This window comes from Pseudomonas sp. Z3-8 (assembly GCF_051131975.1).
GTDB lineage: Bacteria > Pseudomonadota > Gammaproteobacteria > Pseudomonadales > Pseudomonadaceae > Aquipseudomonas.
In genome coordinates this window covers 1,680,680-1,696,321 of the sequence record NZ_CP071643.1, presented here as the reverse complement: position 1 = coordinate 1,696,321, position 15,642 = coordinate 1,680,680, and the positions used below count along the sequence as shown (strand labels likewise).

The following is a 15,642-nucleotide window of genomic DNA, read 5'->3' as shown; positions in this document are numbered from 1 at the left end:
AGGTCTCGTTGCAGCAGATTAGATGGATACGTCTACGCGGAAGTAGATCGGCGCTTCGCGCTCGGTCAGGGCATCCGGACGTTCCAGGGAATGGGCGAAGGTGACGCTGGCGCTCAGGTGCTGGCCACGGGCAAACAGCTCCAGCGAGTTGCTCGACATACGCCCGTGCTGATCGTCGTTGTAGCGATCGCCACGGATCACGCCCTGGTCATAACCGAGGCTGGTGCCGTATTCGGCGAACACCGGGCGCAGCCACTCCAGCGTCACCGGGCGGCTCCAGCGCAGGTCGTTGCGCCAGTAGCCGCCGCTGTCGCCGGACAACGATTGGTCCTTGTAGCCACGTATCGACGACTGCCCGCCCAGGCTCATGCGTTGCGGGCTGAACAGCACGTCTTCGCTGCGCTGGCCGGTCATCAGGCTGCTGAAGCTGAACGACTCACCCCACACCTTGAAGGGTTGCAGGTAGCTGGCGGTGGCCGTGTACTTGCGGTAACGCGCGTCGGCCTGGCCGGGGCCCGGGTCGTTATCACCCTGGGCATCGAAGGCGCCAATGCCTTGCTGCACGCCCAGGTCCAGGTTGACGAAGGCGTTGCCGATCCGGCGGCCATGGTTGATGCCAAATTGGCCTTCGCTGAGGCGATTGCTGCTGACATCGAGCTTGCTGTCTTCGATGAAGTTGTTGGTGCGCAGGTACGCCAGGCCCGTGTTGAGGGAGGTCTTGCTGACGGCGTCACGATGGATCACCCGCTCGACGCGCAGCTGATGGTTCTGGCTGTCGCCGGTCTGCTTGAAGTTGAAGCCGTTGGCCGGGATCTGCGAGCGATATTCGCTCTGGCTGTAGGTGTAGCTGAAGTTCCACCAGCCCCAGGGCAGGTTGTAATAAAGCATGGCGTTGTTGGAGGTGTGCTGGTGGTCGGTCATCGCGTCGTGACCGCCGCGCAACATCAACTGGTCGGCCAACCCCAGCGGGCTGTCCCATTCAAAGCTGGTGCCCCACTGTTGCTCGCCGGTGCTGCGCTGGCCGTCGTTGCTGCGGGACAGGCCGGCACGCCAGGGCTTTTGCGGGTCGTTGGTCACCTGTACTTCACTGCCACCGACGTTCTGACCGGGGGTCAGCTCCATTTTTGCCTGGTTCGAGGGCAGGCGATTGAGCTGGTCCACCAGTTGTTCGATTTCCCGCAGGTTGACCAACTCGCCGGTCTTGCCGGGAAACGCCATCGCCAACTCCAGCGGTGACAACCGGCTGTTCTCGGCGCCCTTCAGGCCTTCCAGACGCCCTTCCACCACCAACACACTCAAATGCCCGGCGGACAGATCCTGTTGCGGCAGGTAGGCGCGGCTGGTGACCAGGCCTTTCTCGATGTAATGGTCGGTGATGACTTTGAGCAGTTCGTTAAGCTGCGGCACGCCCAGGCATTGGCCGATGTAGGGCTTGAGCAACTGCTCGCGCTCGCTGGCGGACAGGCTGTCGGCGCCTTTGAGTTCGATGGTCTTGATCGTGAAACAGCGAGTCTCGGCGGGCGTCGTCGGCTGGGCCGGTTGCGCCTCCTTGCCGGGCAAGTCCTTGAGTTCCTCGAGACGCCGGCGTTGCTCTTCGAGCAAGCGGTTCTGGCGCTCGCGGATCAGGTCGGTGTCACCGGGCGTCGGCGCGGCGAGAGCAAGGGTAAGCGGAGAGAGGCACAGCAAAGCCAGGCACAACCTCGCCCAAGGGGCGGGTGAGAACATGTTCGATCCCTCGAAATCAGTGACATCAAAATAGTGGCGCGATATTAATGAGCCATCATTTTGACGTCAACCAACCGTTCGAGCTTTGAGCGGGGTGTCGCGACCATTCATCCGAAACCAGACGATCCTGAAAATCGGGAAACCTCGTTACCGGGAACCGCGCAAATGAACTTTCCCTGGCAGCCCGGCCTCAACCGTCTACCTGCCCAACAAAGGAATACGAGGCCCGAGCCATGAAAAACCTCATCCAACTCACCCTCGCCGCCACCCTCACCTGCGCCCTGCCCGCCTGGGCCACCTGCACACCCGAAGAGGCGACCATCAAGCGCGAGCAACTGGCGGATAAAGTGACCAAGCTCACCGAACAGGATCCGGCCAAGGCCAAGGAAATGAATGAAGAATTGCAGGCGATGAACCTGGAAACGTCCAGCAAGGACGTACCGGACAAATGCCAACTGATCGATAAGCGCCTGAAGGAGCTTGAAGAGGCGCAGAACAAGGCCGAGTGATCAGCCTGGCGCGGATAGGAAAGGACTGCCCAGGCCGGTCGGGGTCGCCGGTCAATTCGCCGCGAGGCCGAGCGCAACCTCGGGCTGGGCCAACCTCAGGAATCGTATCAAGGCCTCGCGTTGCGCCAGGGCATCCTGTCGCCCCAGCTCGATCAGTTCGCTGCAATAGCCTTTCTCGAACAACAGATAACTCAACACACTGGCACCGCTCGTCTTGGTCGCACCCGGCCCACGCAGGAATACCCGCAACGCTCGGGGCAGCTCCTGGCGATGGCGCGCGGCAATTTCGTCGATCGGCTGGCTCGGGGAAATCACCAGCACTTCCACCGGTGCCGCGCCGAGGGCGTGGGCCGGCACATCGTCTGGCAGCATGTGGCTGAATCGGTTCAGGCGCTCAAGCAGCTCGATGTCACTTTCCAGGCTGTCGATGAACGTGCTGTTGAGCATATGGCCGCCGATCTGCGCCAGGGTCGGCTGCAGGCCGGTGTAGCTGCGTTCCAGTGGATCCTGGGCCGACACGCCGCGCGGGTTGCCGCTGACGCCGATGACCAGCACGCGGTTGGCCCCCAGGTGAAGGGCCGGGCTGATGGGTGCCGATTGGCGCACCGCGCCGTCGCCGAAATATTGCGGGCCGATCTTGACCGGCGCGAACAGCAAAGGGATCGCCGAGCTGGCGAGCAGGTGTTCCACCGACAGCTGCGTGGGCACACCGATACGCCGATGACGCAGCCAGGCGTCGATGGTGCCGCGGCCCTGATAGAAGGTCACCGCCTGGCCGGATTCGTAGCCAAAGGCAGTAACCGCCACCGCGCGCAACTGGTGCTCGGCAATCGCCTGCTCGATACCCGCGCCATGGAATTGCGCCTGGAGCAGTTCGCGCAGCGGCGAACTGTCGATCAGCGCCACCGGCAGCTTGGCTCCCAGGCCGAGCAGGCTATGGCCAATGAACCTCGTCGCCTGGCCCATGACCCCGCGCCAGTCGCTGCGCATCACCTGGTGGCTGCGCACGGCTTGCCAGAAGGCCGTCAGGCGTTCGATGGCGGTCTTGAAGTCCATCGCTCCGCTCGCCAGGCTGACCGCATTGATCGCACCGGCAGAGGTGCCGACAATCACCGGAAACGGGTTGCGACCGCCCTCCGGCAGCAACTCGGCAATCGCCGCCAATACACCGACCTGATACGCCGCTCGAGCCCCACCGCCGGAAAGAATCAAACCTGTTACCGGTTCAGCTGGGGTCATCGCGATACTCCGTGTCCAGTCATAGGGCTATATGATCAACCGCGTTTATCGTACAGCTTCGGCTCGCCGGGCGGCCGGGTCTTGAATCGCCGGTGGGCCCAGAGGTATTGCTCGGGACACTGGCTTACCGAGCGCTCGACCCATTGGTTGATGCGCAGGCAATCAGCCTCTTCGGTCTCGCCGGGAAAATCCTCCAGCGGCGCCTGGATCACCAGACGATAGCCGCTGCCATCGGCCAGGCGTTCCTGAACGAACGGCACGACCAGTGCCTTGCCCAGGCGCGCGAATTTGCTGGTCGCGGTGACCGTGGCCGCCTGGATGCCGAACAGCGGCACGAACACGCTTTGCTTGGCGCCGTAGTCCTGATCCGGTGCGTACCAGATTGCCCGGCCGGCGCGCAGCAATTTGAGCATGCCGCGCACGTCATCACGTTCTACCGCCAGGGAATCGAGGTTATGCCGTTCGCGGCCCCGGCGCTGGATATAGTCGAACAACGGGTTCTTGTGCTCGCGATACATGCCGTCGATGGTGTGCTGCTGGCCGAGCAGCGCCGCGCCGATTTCCAGCGTGGTGAAATGCAGCGCCATCAGGATCACGCCCTTGCCGTCGCGCTGGGCCTGCTTGAGATGCTCCAGGCCTTCGACATGGGCCAGCTTCGCCAGCCGCGAACGCGACCACCACCAGCTCATGGCCATTTCGAAGAAGGCGATGCCGGTGGAGGCGAAGTTTTCCTTGAGCAGACGCTTGCGCTCGGCGGCGGATTTTTCGGGAAAACACAGTTCCAGGTTACGACTGGCGATGCGCCGTCGGTCGCCGGCCGCCCGATACATCAGCGCCCCCAAGGCGCGACCGATCCGCAACAGCAGCGGATAAGGCAACTGGATGATCAGCCACAACAGCCCCAGGCCGCACCACAGCAGCCAGAAACGCGGATGAAAAAAAGCAGCTCGAAAACGCGGGCGATCCATTACAGCTTCCATTAATACCTGGGCCGCGCATTCTACATCGTTCGACCCGGCTTGCGGCTCGCGGACGATCTCGTTATAAGTCTCGGCACTTTTAGTGACAAGCCGTTGTACGCCGACCATGAGCCAAACCGAACCGCTAGACCAAGATCCCGTGTTCCAGCTGAAGGGCAGCATGCTCGCCATTACGGTGCTGGAGCTGGCCCGTAACGACCTGGAAGGCCTTGACCGGCAACTCGCGGCGAAAGTCGCCCAGGCGCCGAATTTTTTCAGCAATGCCCCGCTGGTACTGGCGCTGGACAAGCTGCCGGCCGGTGAGGGCTCGGTCGACTTGCCGGGGCTGATGCGCGTTTGCCGCCAGCATGGGCTACGCACCCTGGCGATCCGCGCCAGCCGCATCGAAGACATCGCCGCCGCCATCGCCGTGGACATTCCGGTACTGCCACCCTCCGGCGCCCGTGAACGCGTACTGGAGCTGAGCCCGGCGGAACCGAAAAAACCGGAAAAACCGCCGGAGCCGACCATCAAGCCGACCCGTGTGATCACCTCGCCGGTGCGCGGCGGACAGCAGATCTACGCCCAGGGCGGCGACCTGGTCGTGGTGTCCTCGGTCAGCCCGGGTGCGGAACTTCTCGCCGATGGCAACATCCATGTATACGGCCCGATGCGCGGCCGTGCGCTGGCCGGTGTCAAGGGCGACACCAAGGCAAGGATCTTCTGTCAGCAGTTGAGCGCTGAACTGGTCTCTATCGCCGGGCAATACAAGGTTTCCGAGGACTTGCGGCGCGACCCGTTATGGGGTGCCGGGGTCCAGGTAAGCCTGTCGGGCGACGTGTTGAACATCATTCGGCTTTAACGGATACTGCCGCATTTTCCAAGCATCTCTAAAACCTAGCGAAAACGGCTTGAATGACGTAGGAAAAAGGATCAGGCAGTGTTTACCCAAGGTAGACCCCGCCCGCATCCGATTCCAGCCAAGCCTGTCCAGTTGCAGCAGTTTTTCCAGAGATGTTTTTCAGGGGCTGACAAAGTCCTTTTTCCTTAGGGGTGAAACACCTTGGCCAAGATTCTCGTGGTTACATCCGGCAAGGGTGGTGTGGGTAAGACCACCACCAGCGCCGCTATCGGTACCGGCCTCGCCTTGCGCGGCCACAAAACAGTCATCGTCGACTTCGACGTCGGCCTGCGTAACCTCGACCTGATCATGGGTTGCGAGCGTCGCGTGGTCTATGACTTCGTCAACGTGGTCAATGGCGAAGCGAACCTGCAGCAGGCCCTGATCAAGGACAAGCGCCTTGAGAACCTCTACGTACTGGCCGCCAGCCAGACCCGCGACAAAGACGCGCTGACCCAGGAAGGCGTGGAAAAAGTCCTGATGCAACTCAAGGAAGACTTCGAATTCGTGGTCTGCGACTCCCCGGCCGGTATCGAGAAAGGTGCCCACCTGGCCATGTACTTCGCTGACGAAGCGATCGTCGTGACCAACCCGGAAGTCTCGTCGGTACGCGACTCCGATCGCATGCTCGGCCTGTTGGCAAGCAAATCCCGGCGCGCCGAGAACGGCGAGGAGCCGATCAAGGAGCACCTGCTGTTGACCCGCTACAACCCGCAACGCGTCAGCGACGGCGAAATGCTCGGCGTCGAAGACGTCAAGGAAATCCTCGCGGTGACCCTGCTGGGCGTGATCCCGGAATCCCAGGCGGTACTCAAGGCTTCGAACTCCGGCGTGCCGGTCATCCTTGACGACCAGAGCGACGCCGGCCAGGCGTACAGCGATGCGGTCGATCGTCTGCTGGGCAAAACCGTCGAGCATCGATTCCTCGACGTCACGAAGAAAGGTTTCTTCGAGCGCCTGTTTGGAGGTAGGTAATGAACCTTTTTGACTTCTTTCGTGCCAACAAAAAGCCAAGTACCGCCTCGGTCGCGAAAGAGCGTCTACAGATCATCGTGGCGCACGAACGCGGCCAACGCAGTACCCCGGATTACCTGCCTGCCTTGCAGAAGGAACTGGTGGAAGTGATCCGCAAGTACGTCAATATCGGCAACGATGACGTGCATGTCGCGCTGGAAAGCCAGGGCAGCTGCTCGATCCTGGAACTCAATATCACCCTGCCGGATCGCTGATCGACCCAGCAGGTGCCACGGCGGCTCGGGCCTTTCTCCCCCTCACAGGACAAGGAGAAGGGTTCGAGCCGCCGTTGGCGTTTGTTACGAGACTGTTCAATGCCCCTGTCCAACATCCGCATCATCCACCAGGACGCCGCCGTACTGGTGGTCGACAAGCCGACCCTGCTGCTCTCCGTGCCTGGCCGGGCGGACGACAACAAAGATTGCCTGATCACCCGCCTGCAGGAAAACGGTTATCCGGAAGCGCGAATCGTGCACCGGCTGGATTGGGAAACGTCCGGCATCATCCTGCTGGCCCGTGACCCGGACACCCATCGCGAACTGTCCCGGCAATTTCATGATCGAGAAACCGAAAAAGCCTACACGGCACTGTGCTGGGGCCAACCGGAGCTGGACAGCGGCAGCATCGACCTGCCCTTGCGCTACGACCCGCCGACCAAGCCCCGCCATGTGGTCGACCACGAACAGGGCAAGCATGCCTTGACGTTCTGGCGTGTACTGGAGCGTTGCGGTGACTGGTGTCGGGTCGAATTGACGCCGATCACCGGACGCTCGCATCAATTGCGCGTGCACATGCTCTCCATCGGCCATCCGCTGCTGGGCGACGGGCTCTATGCCCACCCGCAAGCCCTGGCCGCCTGGCCACGGCTGTGCCTGCACGCGAGCATGCTCAGCTTCACACACCCGCAAAGCGGCGAGCGCCTGCGCTTCGAGTGCCCTGCACCGTTCTGAGTCACGGCATGCCCCTGTGGGAACGAGCCTGCTCGCGAAGCGGTGTGCCAGTTGATAACCAAGCCGACTGACCTGACGCTATCGCGAGCAGGCTCGCTCCCACAAGTTACGCAGCGAACAGGATGGCTCCCCATCCATCAGCAATACGGTAAACTCCCGCCCATTGCTGTCTGGAGTTCTTTATGCGTGCACAGTTGAACCAGGGCCTGATCGACTTCCTCAAGGCCTCCCCCACCCCGTTCCATGCCACCGCCAGCCTTGCCCAGCGCCTGGAAGCGGCGGGTTACCAGCGTCTTGATGAGCGCGAAACCTGGGCCACCGAGGCCAATGGTCGTTATTACGTCACGCGCAACGATTCCTCGATCATTGCCTTCAAGCTGGGCCGCAACTCACCGCTGCACGACGGCATCCGCCTGGTTGGCGCCCACACCGACAGCCCATGCCTGCGGGTCAAGCCGCAGCCGGAACTGCAACGCCACGGGTTCTGGCAACTGGGCGTGGAAGTCTACGGCGGCGCACTGCTGGCGCCGTGGTTCGACCGCGACCTGTCCCTGGCCGGGCGGGTGACCTTCCGCCGCGACGGTAAGGTCGAGAGCCAGTTGATCGATTTCAAGGCGCCGATTGCCACGATCCCGAACCTGGCTATCCACCTCAACCGTGAAGCCAACCAGGGCTGGGCGATCAACCCGCAGAACGAACTGCCGCCGATCCTCGCCCAATTCGCCGGTGACGAACGCGTTGATTTCCGTGCCGTGCTCACCGACCAGCTGGCCCGGGAACATGGCTTGAACGCCGACGTGGTGCTCGACTACGAGTTGAGCTTCTATGACACCCAAAGCGCAGCGGTCATCGGTTTGCACGGTGACTTCATCACCGGTGCGCGCCTGGACAACCTGCTGTCGTGTTATGCCGGCCTGCAGGCCTTGCTGACCGCCGACACCGAAGAAACCTGCGTGCTGGTGTGCAATGACCACGAAGAAGTCGGTTCCACCTCGGCGTGTGGCGCCGACGGTCCGATGCTCGAACAGACCCTGCGCCGCCTGCTGCCCGAAGGTGAAGAGTTCGTACGCACGATTCAGAAATCCCTGCTGGTTTCAGCGGACAATGCCCACGGCGTACACCCCAACTATGCCGACAAGCACGACGCCAACCACGGCCCCAAGCTCAATGCCGGCCCGGTGATCAAGGTCAACAGCAACCAGCGCTACGCCACCAACAGCGAAACCGCCGGGTTCTTCCGCCATCTGTGCATGGCCGAGGAAGTGCCGGTGCAGAGCTTCGTGGTGCGCAGCGACATGGGTTGCGGCTCGACCATCGGCCCGATCACCGCCAGCCAGCTGGGCGTACGCACCGTCGACATCGGCCTGCCGACTTTCGCAATGCATTCGATCCGCGAGCTCTGCGGCAGCCACGACCTGGCGCACCTGGTGAAAGTGCTGAGCGCGTTCTACGCGTCTCGCGAATTGCCGTAAGCCTTTGTGTGGCGAGGGAGCTTGCTCCCGCTCCAATGCGCAGCATTGGCAACATCTGCGTTCAGTCGCGGATTTGGGGCGGCTGCGCCACCCAGCGGGAGCAAGCTCCCTCGCCACAAGAGCATGCGTCACGGTGTGTGCATACCCGCCTTCCTCGCCAAACCCCAACTAGACTGACCTTATCCCCCCCGACAAGGCTGTCGCCATGATTTCCATGACCTCGTTCAACGCCATGCTGGTGCCCATCATCGCCGGCATGATCCTGCTCGCCATCGGCTTCAATTTCCGCGACAAGAACGTCGGGGTATTTGCCATGTGGATCGGCATGTTGCTGATTCTCGTCACGGTGCTGTTCAGGATCCTGGCCAAGCTCAACGACGTTTCCTGAACGCGCCTCAGGCCGACTGTTCCGGCACGTCCACCCCGACATGAATCGCATCGTGGCGCCAGAACTCCAGGTCGCAATCGATCAGCCGCTGATGCTGGTCGTAATTGACCCGGGCAATCCGCAGGCCGGGGCTGCCGACCGACACTTTCAGCGCCGCGGCGGCTTCCGGCTGTAGCGATGTCGGCACGATTTCGAATTTCACCCGGCCGTAGCGCAGGTCGTAGTGGCGAGCGTACAGCTCGGTCATCGACTGGTTGAGATCAAATTGGAGGATGTCCGGGAAATACGCGGGATTCAGGTAGTGCTCGACGTACAGCACCAGGCGTTCGTCGATGCGCCGGGTGCGGCAGATCTGGATGACGCTGGACAGCGCCGGCAATTGCAGCCAGGCACAGACCGCCGCCGACGCGGGTTGCAGGCGGGCCGAGATCACCTGGGTCGACGGCACTCGTCCCTGGGCACTGACCATCGCGTGGAAATGACTGCGCTGCATCAGGTTGTAGGCCAGCCGCGGTGGCGACACGAACCAGCCCCGGCGCTCTTCCCGGTAGATCTGGCCCTGGGCTTCGAGCTGCAACAGCGCCTCGCGCACGGTAATCCGGGTGGTGCCGAACAGTTCGCTGAGCTTGCGCTCGGCCGGCAACTTGCTACCAGGCGCCAGCAAGCCGTGATCGAGCTGCTCCTGCAGGACCTGTCCGATGGTTGTCACCGCTTTGGTTGTCTCAACGCGCATCAACGTTACCTATCTGGACTAGACCAGCACTGTTTCGGGGCAGGATTCGATCGCACATCAATCCACGGCTCATGCCTGCAAGCCTAGGCACTGCGCATGACTGATAGATGACACAACCGCTGAACGGTCAACACATCGGCTTGCAAATTAACGGCCAAGGCCTTGCAGATCAGTTGCTTACTCATGGTCTACGCTTATGACGCAGCGACGCTTCATGAGCCCGACGATTGCTGGCGAACCTTGCATCGACATCAAAATGTCATGGGACGCGCCTACATTGGCTCAGGTATTGCTGACCTAGACCAACACCATCGCAATCGCAGCGTTGAAAACGCCCATAGGAGCTTCGGATGAAACAGCTTTTCCTGGCATCACTGTTAGGCTCGACCATTGCCATGTGCACCGCCGCCATGGCCGCTGATACCGATCTGAAAACATTGGAAGCCGCTGCGAAAGCGGAAGGCGCCGTCAACAGCGTCGGCATGCCCGATGACTGGGCAAACTGGAAAGGCACCTGGGACGACCTGGCCAGACTCTATGGCTTGAAACACATCGACACCGACATGAGCTCGGCCCAGGAAATCGCCAAGTTCGCCGCCGAGAAGGACAACGCCAGCGCCGACATCGGCGACGTCGGTGCCGCCTTCGGCCCGATCGCGGTCAAGCAAGGCGTGGTCCAGCCCTACAAACCAAGCACCTGGGAACAAATCCCGGACTGGGCCAAGGACAAGGACGGCAACTGGGCCCTGGCCTACACCGGCACCATTGCGTTCATCGTCAACAAGAAACTGCTGCACGGCTCCGAAGTGCCGACCAAATGGGCCGACCTGAAGACCGGCAAGTACAAAGTTTCCATCGGTGACGTGAGCACCGCCGCCCAGGCCGCCAACGGCGTGCTGGCTGCGGCCCTGGCCAACGGTGGCGACGAGAAGAACATTAAACCGGCCCTGTTGTTGTTCGCCGATATCGCCAAGCAAGGCCGCCTGTCCATGGCCAACCCGACCATCGCCACGATGGAAAAAGGTGAAGTCGAAGTCGGCGTGGTCTGGGACTTCAACGGCCTGAGTTACAAGGCCAAGATGGCCAGCCCGGATGACTACGTCGTGCTGATTCCGTCCGACGGCTCGGTGATCTCCGGCTACACCACCATCATCAACAAATACGCCAAGCACCCGAACGCCGCCAAGCTGACCCGCGAATACATCTTCAGCGACGCCGGCCAGATCAACCTGGCCAAGGGCAACGCCCGGCCGATCCGCGCCGAGCACCTGAAACTGCCGGAAGAGGTCCAGGCCAAGCTGCTGCCGAACGAGCAGTACAAAGGCGTGACGCCGATCAAGGATGCCGACGCGTGGGAGAAGACCTCCAAGGCACTGCCACAGCAGTGGAATGAAGAAGTCATCGTCGAGATGAAGTGAGGCGCTAGCTCCCGCTTGGAGATCCACCTGGAAATCCAACTGTGAGAGCAAGCCTTGTGGGAGCGAGCTTGCTCGCGATGAACGATGACACGGTCCCGCAGTTGAACCGTGTCGTCTTCATCGCGAGCAAGCTCGCTCCCACAGGGCCTGCTTCCACAATGGACTTCTGTGAACCCGATATCTCAGCGACACCTGCCCGGAGTCCCGGTCCCCATGAAGCACAACGTCATCCTGGTGGTGCTCGACGGCCTCAACTACGAAGTCGCCCGGCATGCCATGGGACATTTGCAGGCGTATGTCGGCGCAGGACGCGCGGCGCTCTACACACTGGAATGTGAACTGCCCGCCCTGTCCCGCCCACTCTACGAATGCATCCTCACCGGCGTCGTGCCCATCGACAGCGGGATCGTGCACAACAATGTCTCGCGCCTGTCGAACCAGCGCAGCATTTTCCATTACGCCACCGACGCCGGCCTGAGTACGGCGGCCGCGGCCTATCACTGGGTCAGCGAGCTGTACAACGTGTCACCCTTCGTCGCCGGTCGTGATCGCCATACCGAAAACCCCGACCTGCCGATTCAATACGGACACTTCTACTGGAATGACCACTACCCCGATTCCCATCTGTTCGCCGATGCCGAACACCTGCGCCAGCGCTACCTGCCGAATTTCCTGCTGGTGCACCCGATGAACATCGACGACGCCGGTCACAAGCACGGCCTCGACACCCCGCAGTACCGCAACAGCGCCCGCTCGGCGGACATCAACCTGGCGGTATATCTGCAAGCCTGGCTCGACGCCGGTTATCAGGTGCTGGTGACTTCCGATCATGGCATGAACAACGACCGCTCCCACAACGGCCTGCTACCGGAAGAACGAGAAGTGCCGCTGTTTGTCCTCGGCGATGGCTTCAGCCTTGACGCCAACGCGGCCCCTCGGCAAACCGAACTGTGCGGCACCATTTGCCAGCTGCTCGGCGTCGCCCACGACAAACCCTATTGCCAGGAGTTGCTCAAGTGAATGCCATGACGCGCGGCAAATGGCTGGCAGTGTTGTGCCTGGTGCCCTTCGCCATTTTTTTCATTGTGTTCCAGGTCGCCCCGCTGCTCTGGGTGCTGGTCAACAGCCTGGAATCGGAAGAGTTCGGCTGGGGCCTGGCCAACTTCAGCAAGATCTTCAGCTCGAAATTCTACCGACAGGCGATCCAGCACAGCCTGGAAATCAGTTTCTGGTCCAGCGTGTTCGGCATCATCATCGCCGTGCTCGGCAGCTACTCGCTGCGCCGCGTCGATTCGCGGCTGCGCAACTTCGTCAACGCCTTCGCCAACATGACCAGCAACTTCGCCGGCGTGCCCCTGGCCTTTGCGTTCATCATCCTGCTGGGGTTCAACGGCAGCATCACGATCATGCTCAAGCAGGCGGGGATCATCGAGGATTTCAACCTGTATTCGAAAACCGGGCTGATCATTCTCTACACCTATTTCCAGATCCCCCTGGGCGTGCTGCTGCTTTACCCGGCCTTCGACGCGCTGCGCGAAGACTGGCGCGAGTCGGCGTCCCTGTTGGGCGCCAGCGGCTGGCAGTTCTGGCGGCACATCGGCTTGCCGGTGCTGACCCCGGCGCTGCTCGGCACGTTCGTGATCCTGCTGGCCAACGCCCTCGGCGCCTACGCGACGGTCTATGCGCTGACCACCGGCAATTTCAACGTCCTGCCGATCCGCATCGCGGCGATGGTCTCCGGCGACATTTCCCTCGACCCGAACATGGCCAGCGCCCTGGCCGTGGTGCTGGTGGCGTTGATGACCCTGGTGACCGTCATCCATCAGTTGCTGCTCAAGAGGAGCTACCATGTCTCGCGCTGAATCGGGCCCGGCCGGGTTCTATCATCGAGCGGTGGTGTACCTGCTGTTCGCCATCCTGCTGCTGCCGCTGGCCGGCACGCTCATCTATTCCATCGCCAGCAGTTGGTCGGCCACCGTGCTGCCCAGCGGCTTCACCTTCAAGTGGTACTTGCAGCTGTGGAGCGACCCGCGCTTTCTACACGCCTTCGGCCAATCGCTGATTGTCTGCGTGGGCGCGCTGGTGCTCTCGGTGGTGCTGATCCTGCCGCTGCTGTTCGTGGTGCATTATCACTTCCCAAAACTCGACGCGCTGATGAACATCCTCATCCTGCTGCCCTTCGCAGTGCCGCCGGTGGTGTCTTCGGTGGGGTTGTTGCAGCTCTATGGCTCCGGGCCGCTGGCGATGGTCGGCACGCCGTGGATCCTGATTGGCTGCTACTTCACCGTCGCCTTGCCGTTCATGTACCGGGCGATCACCAACAACCTGCAAGCCATCAACCTGCGCGACCTGATGGACGCCGCCCAACTGCTCGGCGCCAGCACTTTCCAGGCCGCGTTGCTGGTGGTGCTGCCGAACCTGCGCAAGGGCCTGATGGTGGCGCTGCTGCTGTCCTTCTCGTTCCTGTTCGGCGAGTTCGTGTTTGCCAACATTCTCGTCGGCACCCGCTATGAAACCCTGCAGGTGTACCTGAACAACATGCGCAACAGCAGCGGCCATTTCACCAGTGCGCTGGTGATTTCCTACTTCTTCTTTGTACTGGTCCTGACCTGGGCGGCCAACATCTTGAACAAGGACAAAAGCCAATGAGCTACGTCAGCGTCCAACATTTGCAGAAAGGCTACGCCGGCACGCCGGTGTTCAGCGACATCAACTGCGAAATCCACAAGGGCGAATTCGTCACCCTGCTCGGCCCTTCCGGGTGCGGCAAGTCCACGCTGCTGCGCTGCATTGCCGGCCTGACAGCGGTGGATGCGGGCCAGATCCTGCTGGACGGCCAGGACATCGTGCCGCTGAGTCCGCAGAAGCGCGGGATCGGCATGGTCTTCCAGAGCTATGCGCTGTTCCCCAACATGACCGTGGAGCAGAACGTCGCCTTCGGCCTGCGCATGCAAAAGGTCGACGCTTCGGACAGTCACCAGCGTGTGCTGGAGATTCTGCGACTGGTGGAGCTGCATGACTTTGCCGCCCGCTACCCGCATCAACTGTCCGGCGGCCAATGCCAGCGCGTGGCCCTGGCCCGCTCCCTGGTCACCCGGCCGCGCCTGTTGCTGCTGGACGAGCCGCTGTCGGCGCTGGACGCGCGGATTCGCAAGCACTTGCGCGAACAGATCCGTCAGATCCAGCGGGAACTGGGCCTGACCACCATCTTTGTCACACACGACCAGGAAGAAGCCCTGACCATGTCTGACCGGATCTTCCTGATGAATCAGGGAAAGATCGTACAGAGCGGCGATGCCGAGACCCTTTACACTGCGCCCGTCGATGTCTTTGCCGCCGGCTTCATCGGCAACTACAACCTGCTCGACGCCGACGCCGCGAGCAAGCTGCTGCAACGCCCGGTGAACGGTCGCATCGCCATTCGCCCGGAAGCCATCGAGCTGAGTCGCAACGGCGAACCCGACGCGCTGATCCGCAGCCACAGCCTGCTGGGCAACGTGATCCGCTACCGGGTCGAGGCCCGCGGCGTGGAATTGGTGGTGGATGTGCTCAACCGCTCGGCTGCCGACCTGCATCCCGATGGTGCACGGCTGGCAGTTTCCATCGATCCATCGGCGCTGTGTGAGGTAGCCTGAGGGTCTGGTTGATTTCGAAGATATCTTGAAAAGGGAAGCGCGTTGATGGCTCTGGCAATTTTTGATCTGGACGAAACCCTGATCCACGGCGACTGCGCCACCCTCTGGAGCGAGCAGATGGGGCGCCTGGGCTGGGTCGATCCCGAGTCGTTCATGCGCCGTAACAACGAGCTGATGGACGCCTACAGCCACGGCAAGCTGCGCATGGAAGAGTACATGGACTTCAGCCTGGAACCGATGATCGGCCGCACGCCGGAAGAGATCGAACATCTGGTGGCGCCGTGGGTGGAAGACTTCATCGAACCGATCATCTTCAGCGACGCCACCAAGGCCATCGCCGAGCACCGCAAGGCAGGTGACCGGATCCTGGTGATCTCGGCCTCGGGCACGCACCTGGTCAAGCCGATCGCCGAACGCCTGGGCATCGATGAGATCCTCGCGATCGAGCTGGACGTCGCCCATGGCGTGTACAGCGGCAAGACCGTGGGCACCCTGACCTATCGCGAAGGCAAGATCGCCCGACTGCTGGATTGGCTGGACGCCGAGGAAGAAAACCTGGAAGGTGCGAGCTTCTATTCCGACTCGCGCAATGACCTGCCGTTGCTGCTCAAGGTCGATCACCCGCACGTCGTGAACCCGGACCCGGTCCTGAAGGCCCACGCCGAATCGGCCGGCTGGCCGATTCATACCTGGAAATAA

17 protein-coding genes are annotated in these 15,642 nt (G+C 61.9%); 13 read left to right on the top strand and 4 right to left on the bottom strand.

Annotation, left to right across the window (positions count from 1 at the left end; genetic code table 11):
* Positions 1-18: 18 nt before the first annotated feature.
* Positions 19-1,725 (bottom strand): ShlB/FhaC/HecB family hemolysin secretion/activation protein, encoded by a 1,707-nt coding sequence (locus tag J3P94_RS07995; protein WP_434572506.1) that lies wholly within the window; start codon positions 1,723-1,725, stop codon positions 19-21.
* 233 nt (positions 1,726-1,958) lie between these two features.
* Here J3P94_RS07995 and J3P94_RS07990 point away from each other — a divergent pair, with 233 nt between their 5' ends.
* The gene (locus tag J3P94_RS07990; protein ID WP_305499507.1) at positions 1,959-2,234 is read left to right on the top strand and encodes a hypothetical protein; all 276 of its coding nucleotides are present in this window, start codon (positions 1,959-1,961) and stop codon (positions 2,232-2,234) included.
* 51 nt (positions 2,235-2,285) lie between these two features.
* Here the strand turns inward: J3P94_RS07990 and J3P94_RS07985 are convergent, their stop codons facing one another.
* Together J3P94_RS07985 and J3P94_RS07980 are read right to left on the bottom strand one after the other, a co-directional pair.
* The gene (locus J3P94_RS07985; protein ID WP_434572504.1) at positions 2,286-3,473 is read right to left on the bottom strand and encodes a patatin-like phospholipase family protein; all 1,188 of its coding nucleotides are present in this window, start codon (positions 3,471-3,473) and stop codon (positions 2,286-2,288) included.
* A gap of 35 nt (positions 3,474-3,508) precedes the next feature.
* Positions 3,509-4,441: a lipid A biosynthesis lauroyl acyltransferase gene (locus J3P94_RS07980; protein ID WP_434572502.1), complete on the bottom strand. Its 933-nt coding sequence runs from the start codon at positions 4,439-4,441 to the stop codon at positions 3,509-3,511.
* A gap of 118 nt (positions 4,442-4,559) precedes the next feature.
* On the opposite strand from J3P94_RS07980, the gene minC reads away from it, so the two are divergent.
* The 6 genes from minC to J3P94_RS07950 all read left to right on the top strand — a co-directional run bounded on the left by minC (position 4,560) and on the right by J3P94_RS07950 (position 9,157).
* Positions 4,560-5,294: a septum site-determining protein MinC gene (minC, locus tag J3P94_RS07975; protein WP_030142350.1), complete on the top strand. Its 735-nt coding sequence runs from the start codon at positions 4,560-4,562 to the stop codon at positions 5,292-5,294.
* Between the two features lie 201 nt (positions 5,295-5,495).
* Positions 5,496-6,308, top strand: coding sequence for a septum site-determining protein MinD (minD, locus tag J3P94_RS07970; protein ID WP_042728954.1), 813 nt, complete (start codon positions 5,496-5,498; stop codon positions 6,306-6,308).
* Positions 6,308-6,562 carry a cell division topological specificity factor MinE gene (minE, locus tag J3P94_RS07965; RefSeq protein ID WP_039594520.1) on the top strand — a complete coding sequence of 85 codons (255 nt, stop codon included), beginning with the start codon at positions 6,308-6,310 and terminating at the stop codon, positions 6,560-6,562. The genes minD and minE overlap by 1 nt, the downstream gene beginning before the upstream one ends.
* 99 nt (positions 6,563-6,661) lie before the next feature.
* Positions 6,662-7,297, top strand: coding sequence for an RluA family pseudouridine synthase (locus J3P94_RS07960; RefSeq protein ID WP_018612476.1), 636 nt, complete (start codon positions 6,662-6,664; stop codon positions 7,295-7,297).
* A gap of 182 nt (positions 7,298-7,479) precedes the next feature.
* Entirely contained in the window at positions 7,480-8,769 is a 1,290-nt protein-coding gene (locus J3P94_RS07955) for a M18 family aminopeptidase (protein ID WP_434572499.1), read from the top strand.
* A gap of 205 nt (positions 8,770-8,974) precedes the next feature.
* The gene (locus J3P94_RS07950; protein WP_305499501.1) at positions 8,975-9,157 is read left to right on the top strand and encodes a hypothetical protein; all 183 of its coding nucleotides are present in this window, start codon (positions 8,975-8,977) and stop codon (positions 9,155-9,157) included.
* A 7-nt stretch (positions 9,158-9,164) separates the two neighbouring features.
* On the opposite strand, the gene J3P94_RS07945 is transcribed toward J3P94_RS07950, so the two are convergent.
* Entirely contained in the window at positions 9,165-9,890 is a 726-nt protein-coding gene (locus tag J3P94_RS07945) for a UTRA domain-containing protein (protein ID WP_434572497.1), read from the bottom strand.
* 350 nt (positions 9,891-10,240) lie between these two features.
* Between J3P94_RS07945 and J3P94_RS07940 the strand changes: the two genes are divergently transcribed.
* The 6 genes from J3P94_RS07940 to J3P94_RS07915 all read left to right on the top strand — a co-directional run bounded on the left by J3P94_RS07940 (position 10,241) and on the right by J3P94_RS07915 (position 15,642).
* Positions 10,241-11,308: an ABC transporter substrate-binding protein gene (locus tag J3P94_RS07940; protein WP_434572496.1), complete on the top strand. Its 1,068-nt coding sequence runs from the start codon at positions 10,241-10,243 to the stop codon at positions 11,306-11,308.
* Between the two features lie 213 nt (positions 11,309-11,521).
* A complete protein-coding gene (locus J3P94_RS07935; RefSeq protein ID WP_434572495.1) occupies positions 11,522-12,328 on the top strand; it encodes an alkaline phosphatase family protein in 807 nt (268 codons plus the stop codon).
* Positions 12,329-12,333: 5 nt separating this feature from the next.
* Positions 12,334-13,170, top strand: coding sequence for an ABC transporter permease (locus J3P94_RS07930; protein ID WP_434574130.1), 837 nt, complete (start codon positions 12,334-12,336; stop codon positions 13,168-13,170).
* Positions 13,157-13,957 carry an ABC transporter permease gene (locus tag J3P94_RS07925; protein ID WP_434572493.1) on the top strand — a complete coding sequence of 267 codons (801 nt, stop codon included), beginning with the start codon at positions 13,157-13,159 and terminating at the stop codon, positions 13,955-13,957. The genes J3P94_RS07930 and J3P94_RS07925 overlap by 14 nt, the downstream gene beginning before the upstream one ends.
* Positions 13,954-14,943 carry an ABC transporter ATP-binding protein gene (locus J3P94_RS07920; protein WP_434572492.1) on the top strand — a complete coding sequence of 330 codons (990 nt, stop codon included), beginning with the start codon at positions 13,954-13,956 and terminating at the stop codon, positions 14,941-14,943. Before J3P94_RS07925 ends, J3P94_RS07920 begins: the two co-directional genes overlap by 4 nt.
* A 45-nt stretch (positions 14,944-14,988) precedes the next feature.
* Positions 14,989-15,642 carry an HAD family hydrolase gene (locus tag J3P94_RS07915; protein WP_434572490.1) on the top strand — a complete coding sequence of 218 codons (654 nt, stop codon included), beginning with the start codon at positions 14,989-14,991 and terminating at the stop codon, positions 15,640-15,642.

Coding starts and splice junctions, on each gene's coding strand:
- J3P94_RS07950 (WP_305499501.1), top strand. CDS start 8,975: ATGATTTCCATGACCTCGTTCAACGCCATGCTGGTGCCCATCATCGCC.
- minC (WP_030142350.1), top strand. CDS start 4,560: ATGAGCCAAACCGAACCGCTAGACCAAGATCCCGTGTTCCAGCTGAAG.
- J3P94_RS07935 (WP_434572495.1), top strand. CDS start 11,522: ATGAAGCACAACGTCATCCTGGTGGTGCTCGACGGCCTCAACTACGAA.
- J3P94_RS07920 (WP_434572492.1), top strand. CDS start 13,954: ATGAGCTACGTCAGCGTCCAACATTTGCAGAAAGGCTACGCCGGCACG.
- J3P94_RS07980 (WP_434572502.1), bottom strand. CDS start 4,441: ATGGATCGCCCGCGTTTTCGAGCTGCTTTTTTTCATCCGCGTTTCTGG.
- J3P94_RS07960 (WP_018612476.1), top strand. CDS start 6,662: ATGCCCCTGTCCAACATCCGCATCATCCACCAGGACGCCGCCGTACTG.
- J3P94_RS07915 (WP_434572490.1), top strand. CDS start 14,989: ATGGCTCTGGCAATTTTTGATCTGGACGAAACCCTGATCCACGGCGAC.
- minE (WP_039594520.1), top strand. CDS start 6,308: ATGAACCTTTTTGACTTCTTTCGTGCCAACAAAAAGCCAAGTACCGCC.
- J3P94_RS07940 (WP_434572496.1), top strand. CDS start 10,241: ATGAAACAGCTTTTCCTGGCATCACTGTTAGGCTCGACCATTGCCATG.
- J3P94_RS07985 (WP_434572504.1), bottom strand. CDS start 3,473: ATGACCCCAGCTGAACCGGTAACAGGTTTGATTCTTTCCGGCGGTGGG.
- J3P94_RS07925 (WP_434572493.1), top strand. CDS start 13,157: ATGTCTCGCGCTGAATCGGGCCCGGCCGGGTTCTATCATCGAGCGGTG.
- J3P94_RS07930 (WP_434574130.1), top strand. CDS start 12,334: ATGACGCGCGGCAAATGGCTGGCAGTGTTGTGCCTGGTGCCCTTCGCC.
- J3P94_RS07955 (WP_434572499.1), top strand. CDS start 7,480: ATGCGTGCACAGTTGAACCAGGGCCTGATCGACTTCCTCAAGGCCTCC.
- J3P94_RS07990 (WP_305499507.1), top strand. CDS start 1,959: ATGAAAAACCTCATCCAACTCACCCTCGCCGCCACCCTCACCTGCGCC.
- J3P94_RS07995 (WP_434572506.1), bottom strand. CDS start 1,725: ATGTTCTCACCCGCCCCTTGGGCGAGGTTGTGCCTGGCTTTGCTGTGC.
- J3P94_RS07945 (WP_434572497.1), bottom strand. CDS start 9,890: ATGCGCGTTGAGACAACCAAAGCGGTGACAACCATCGGACAGGTCCTG.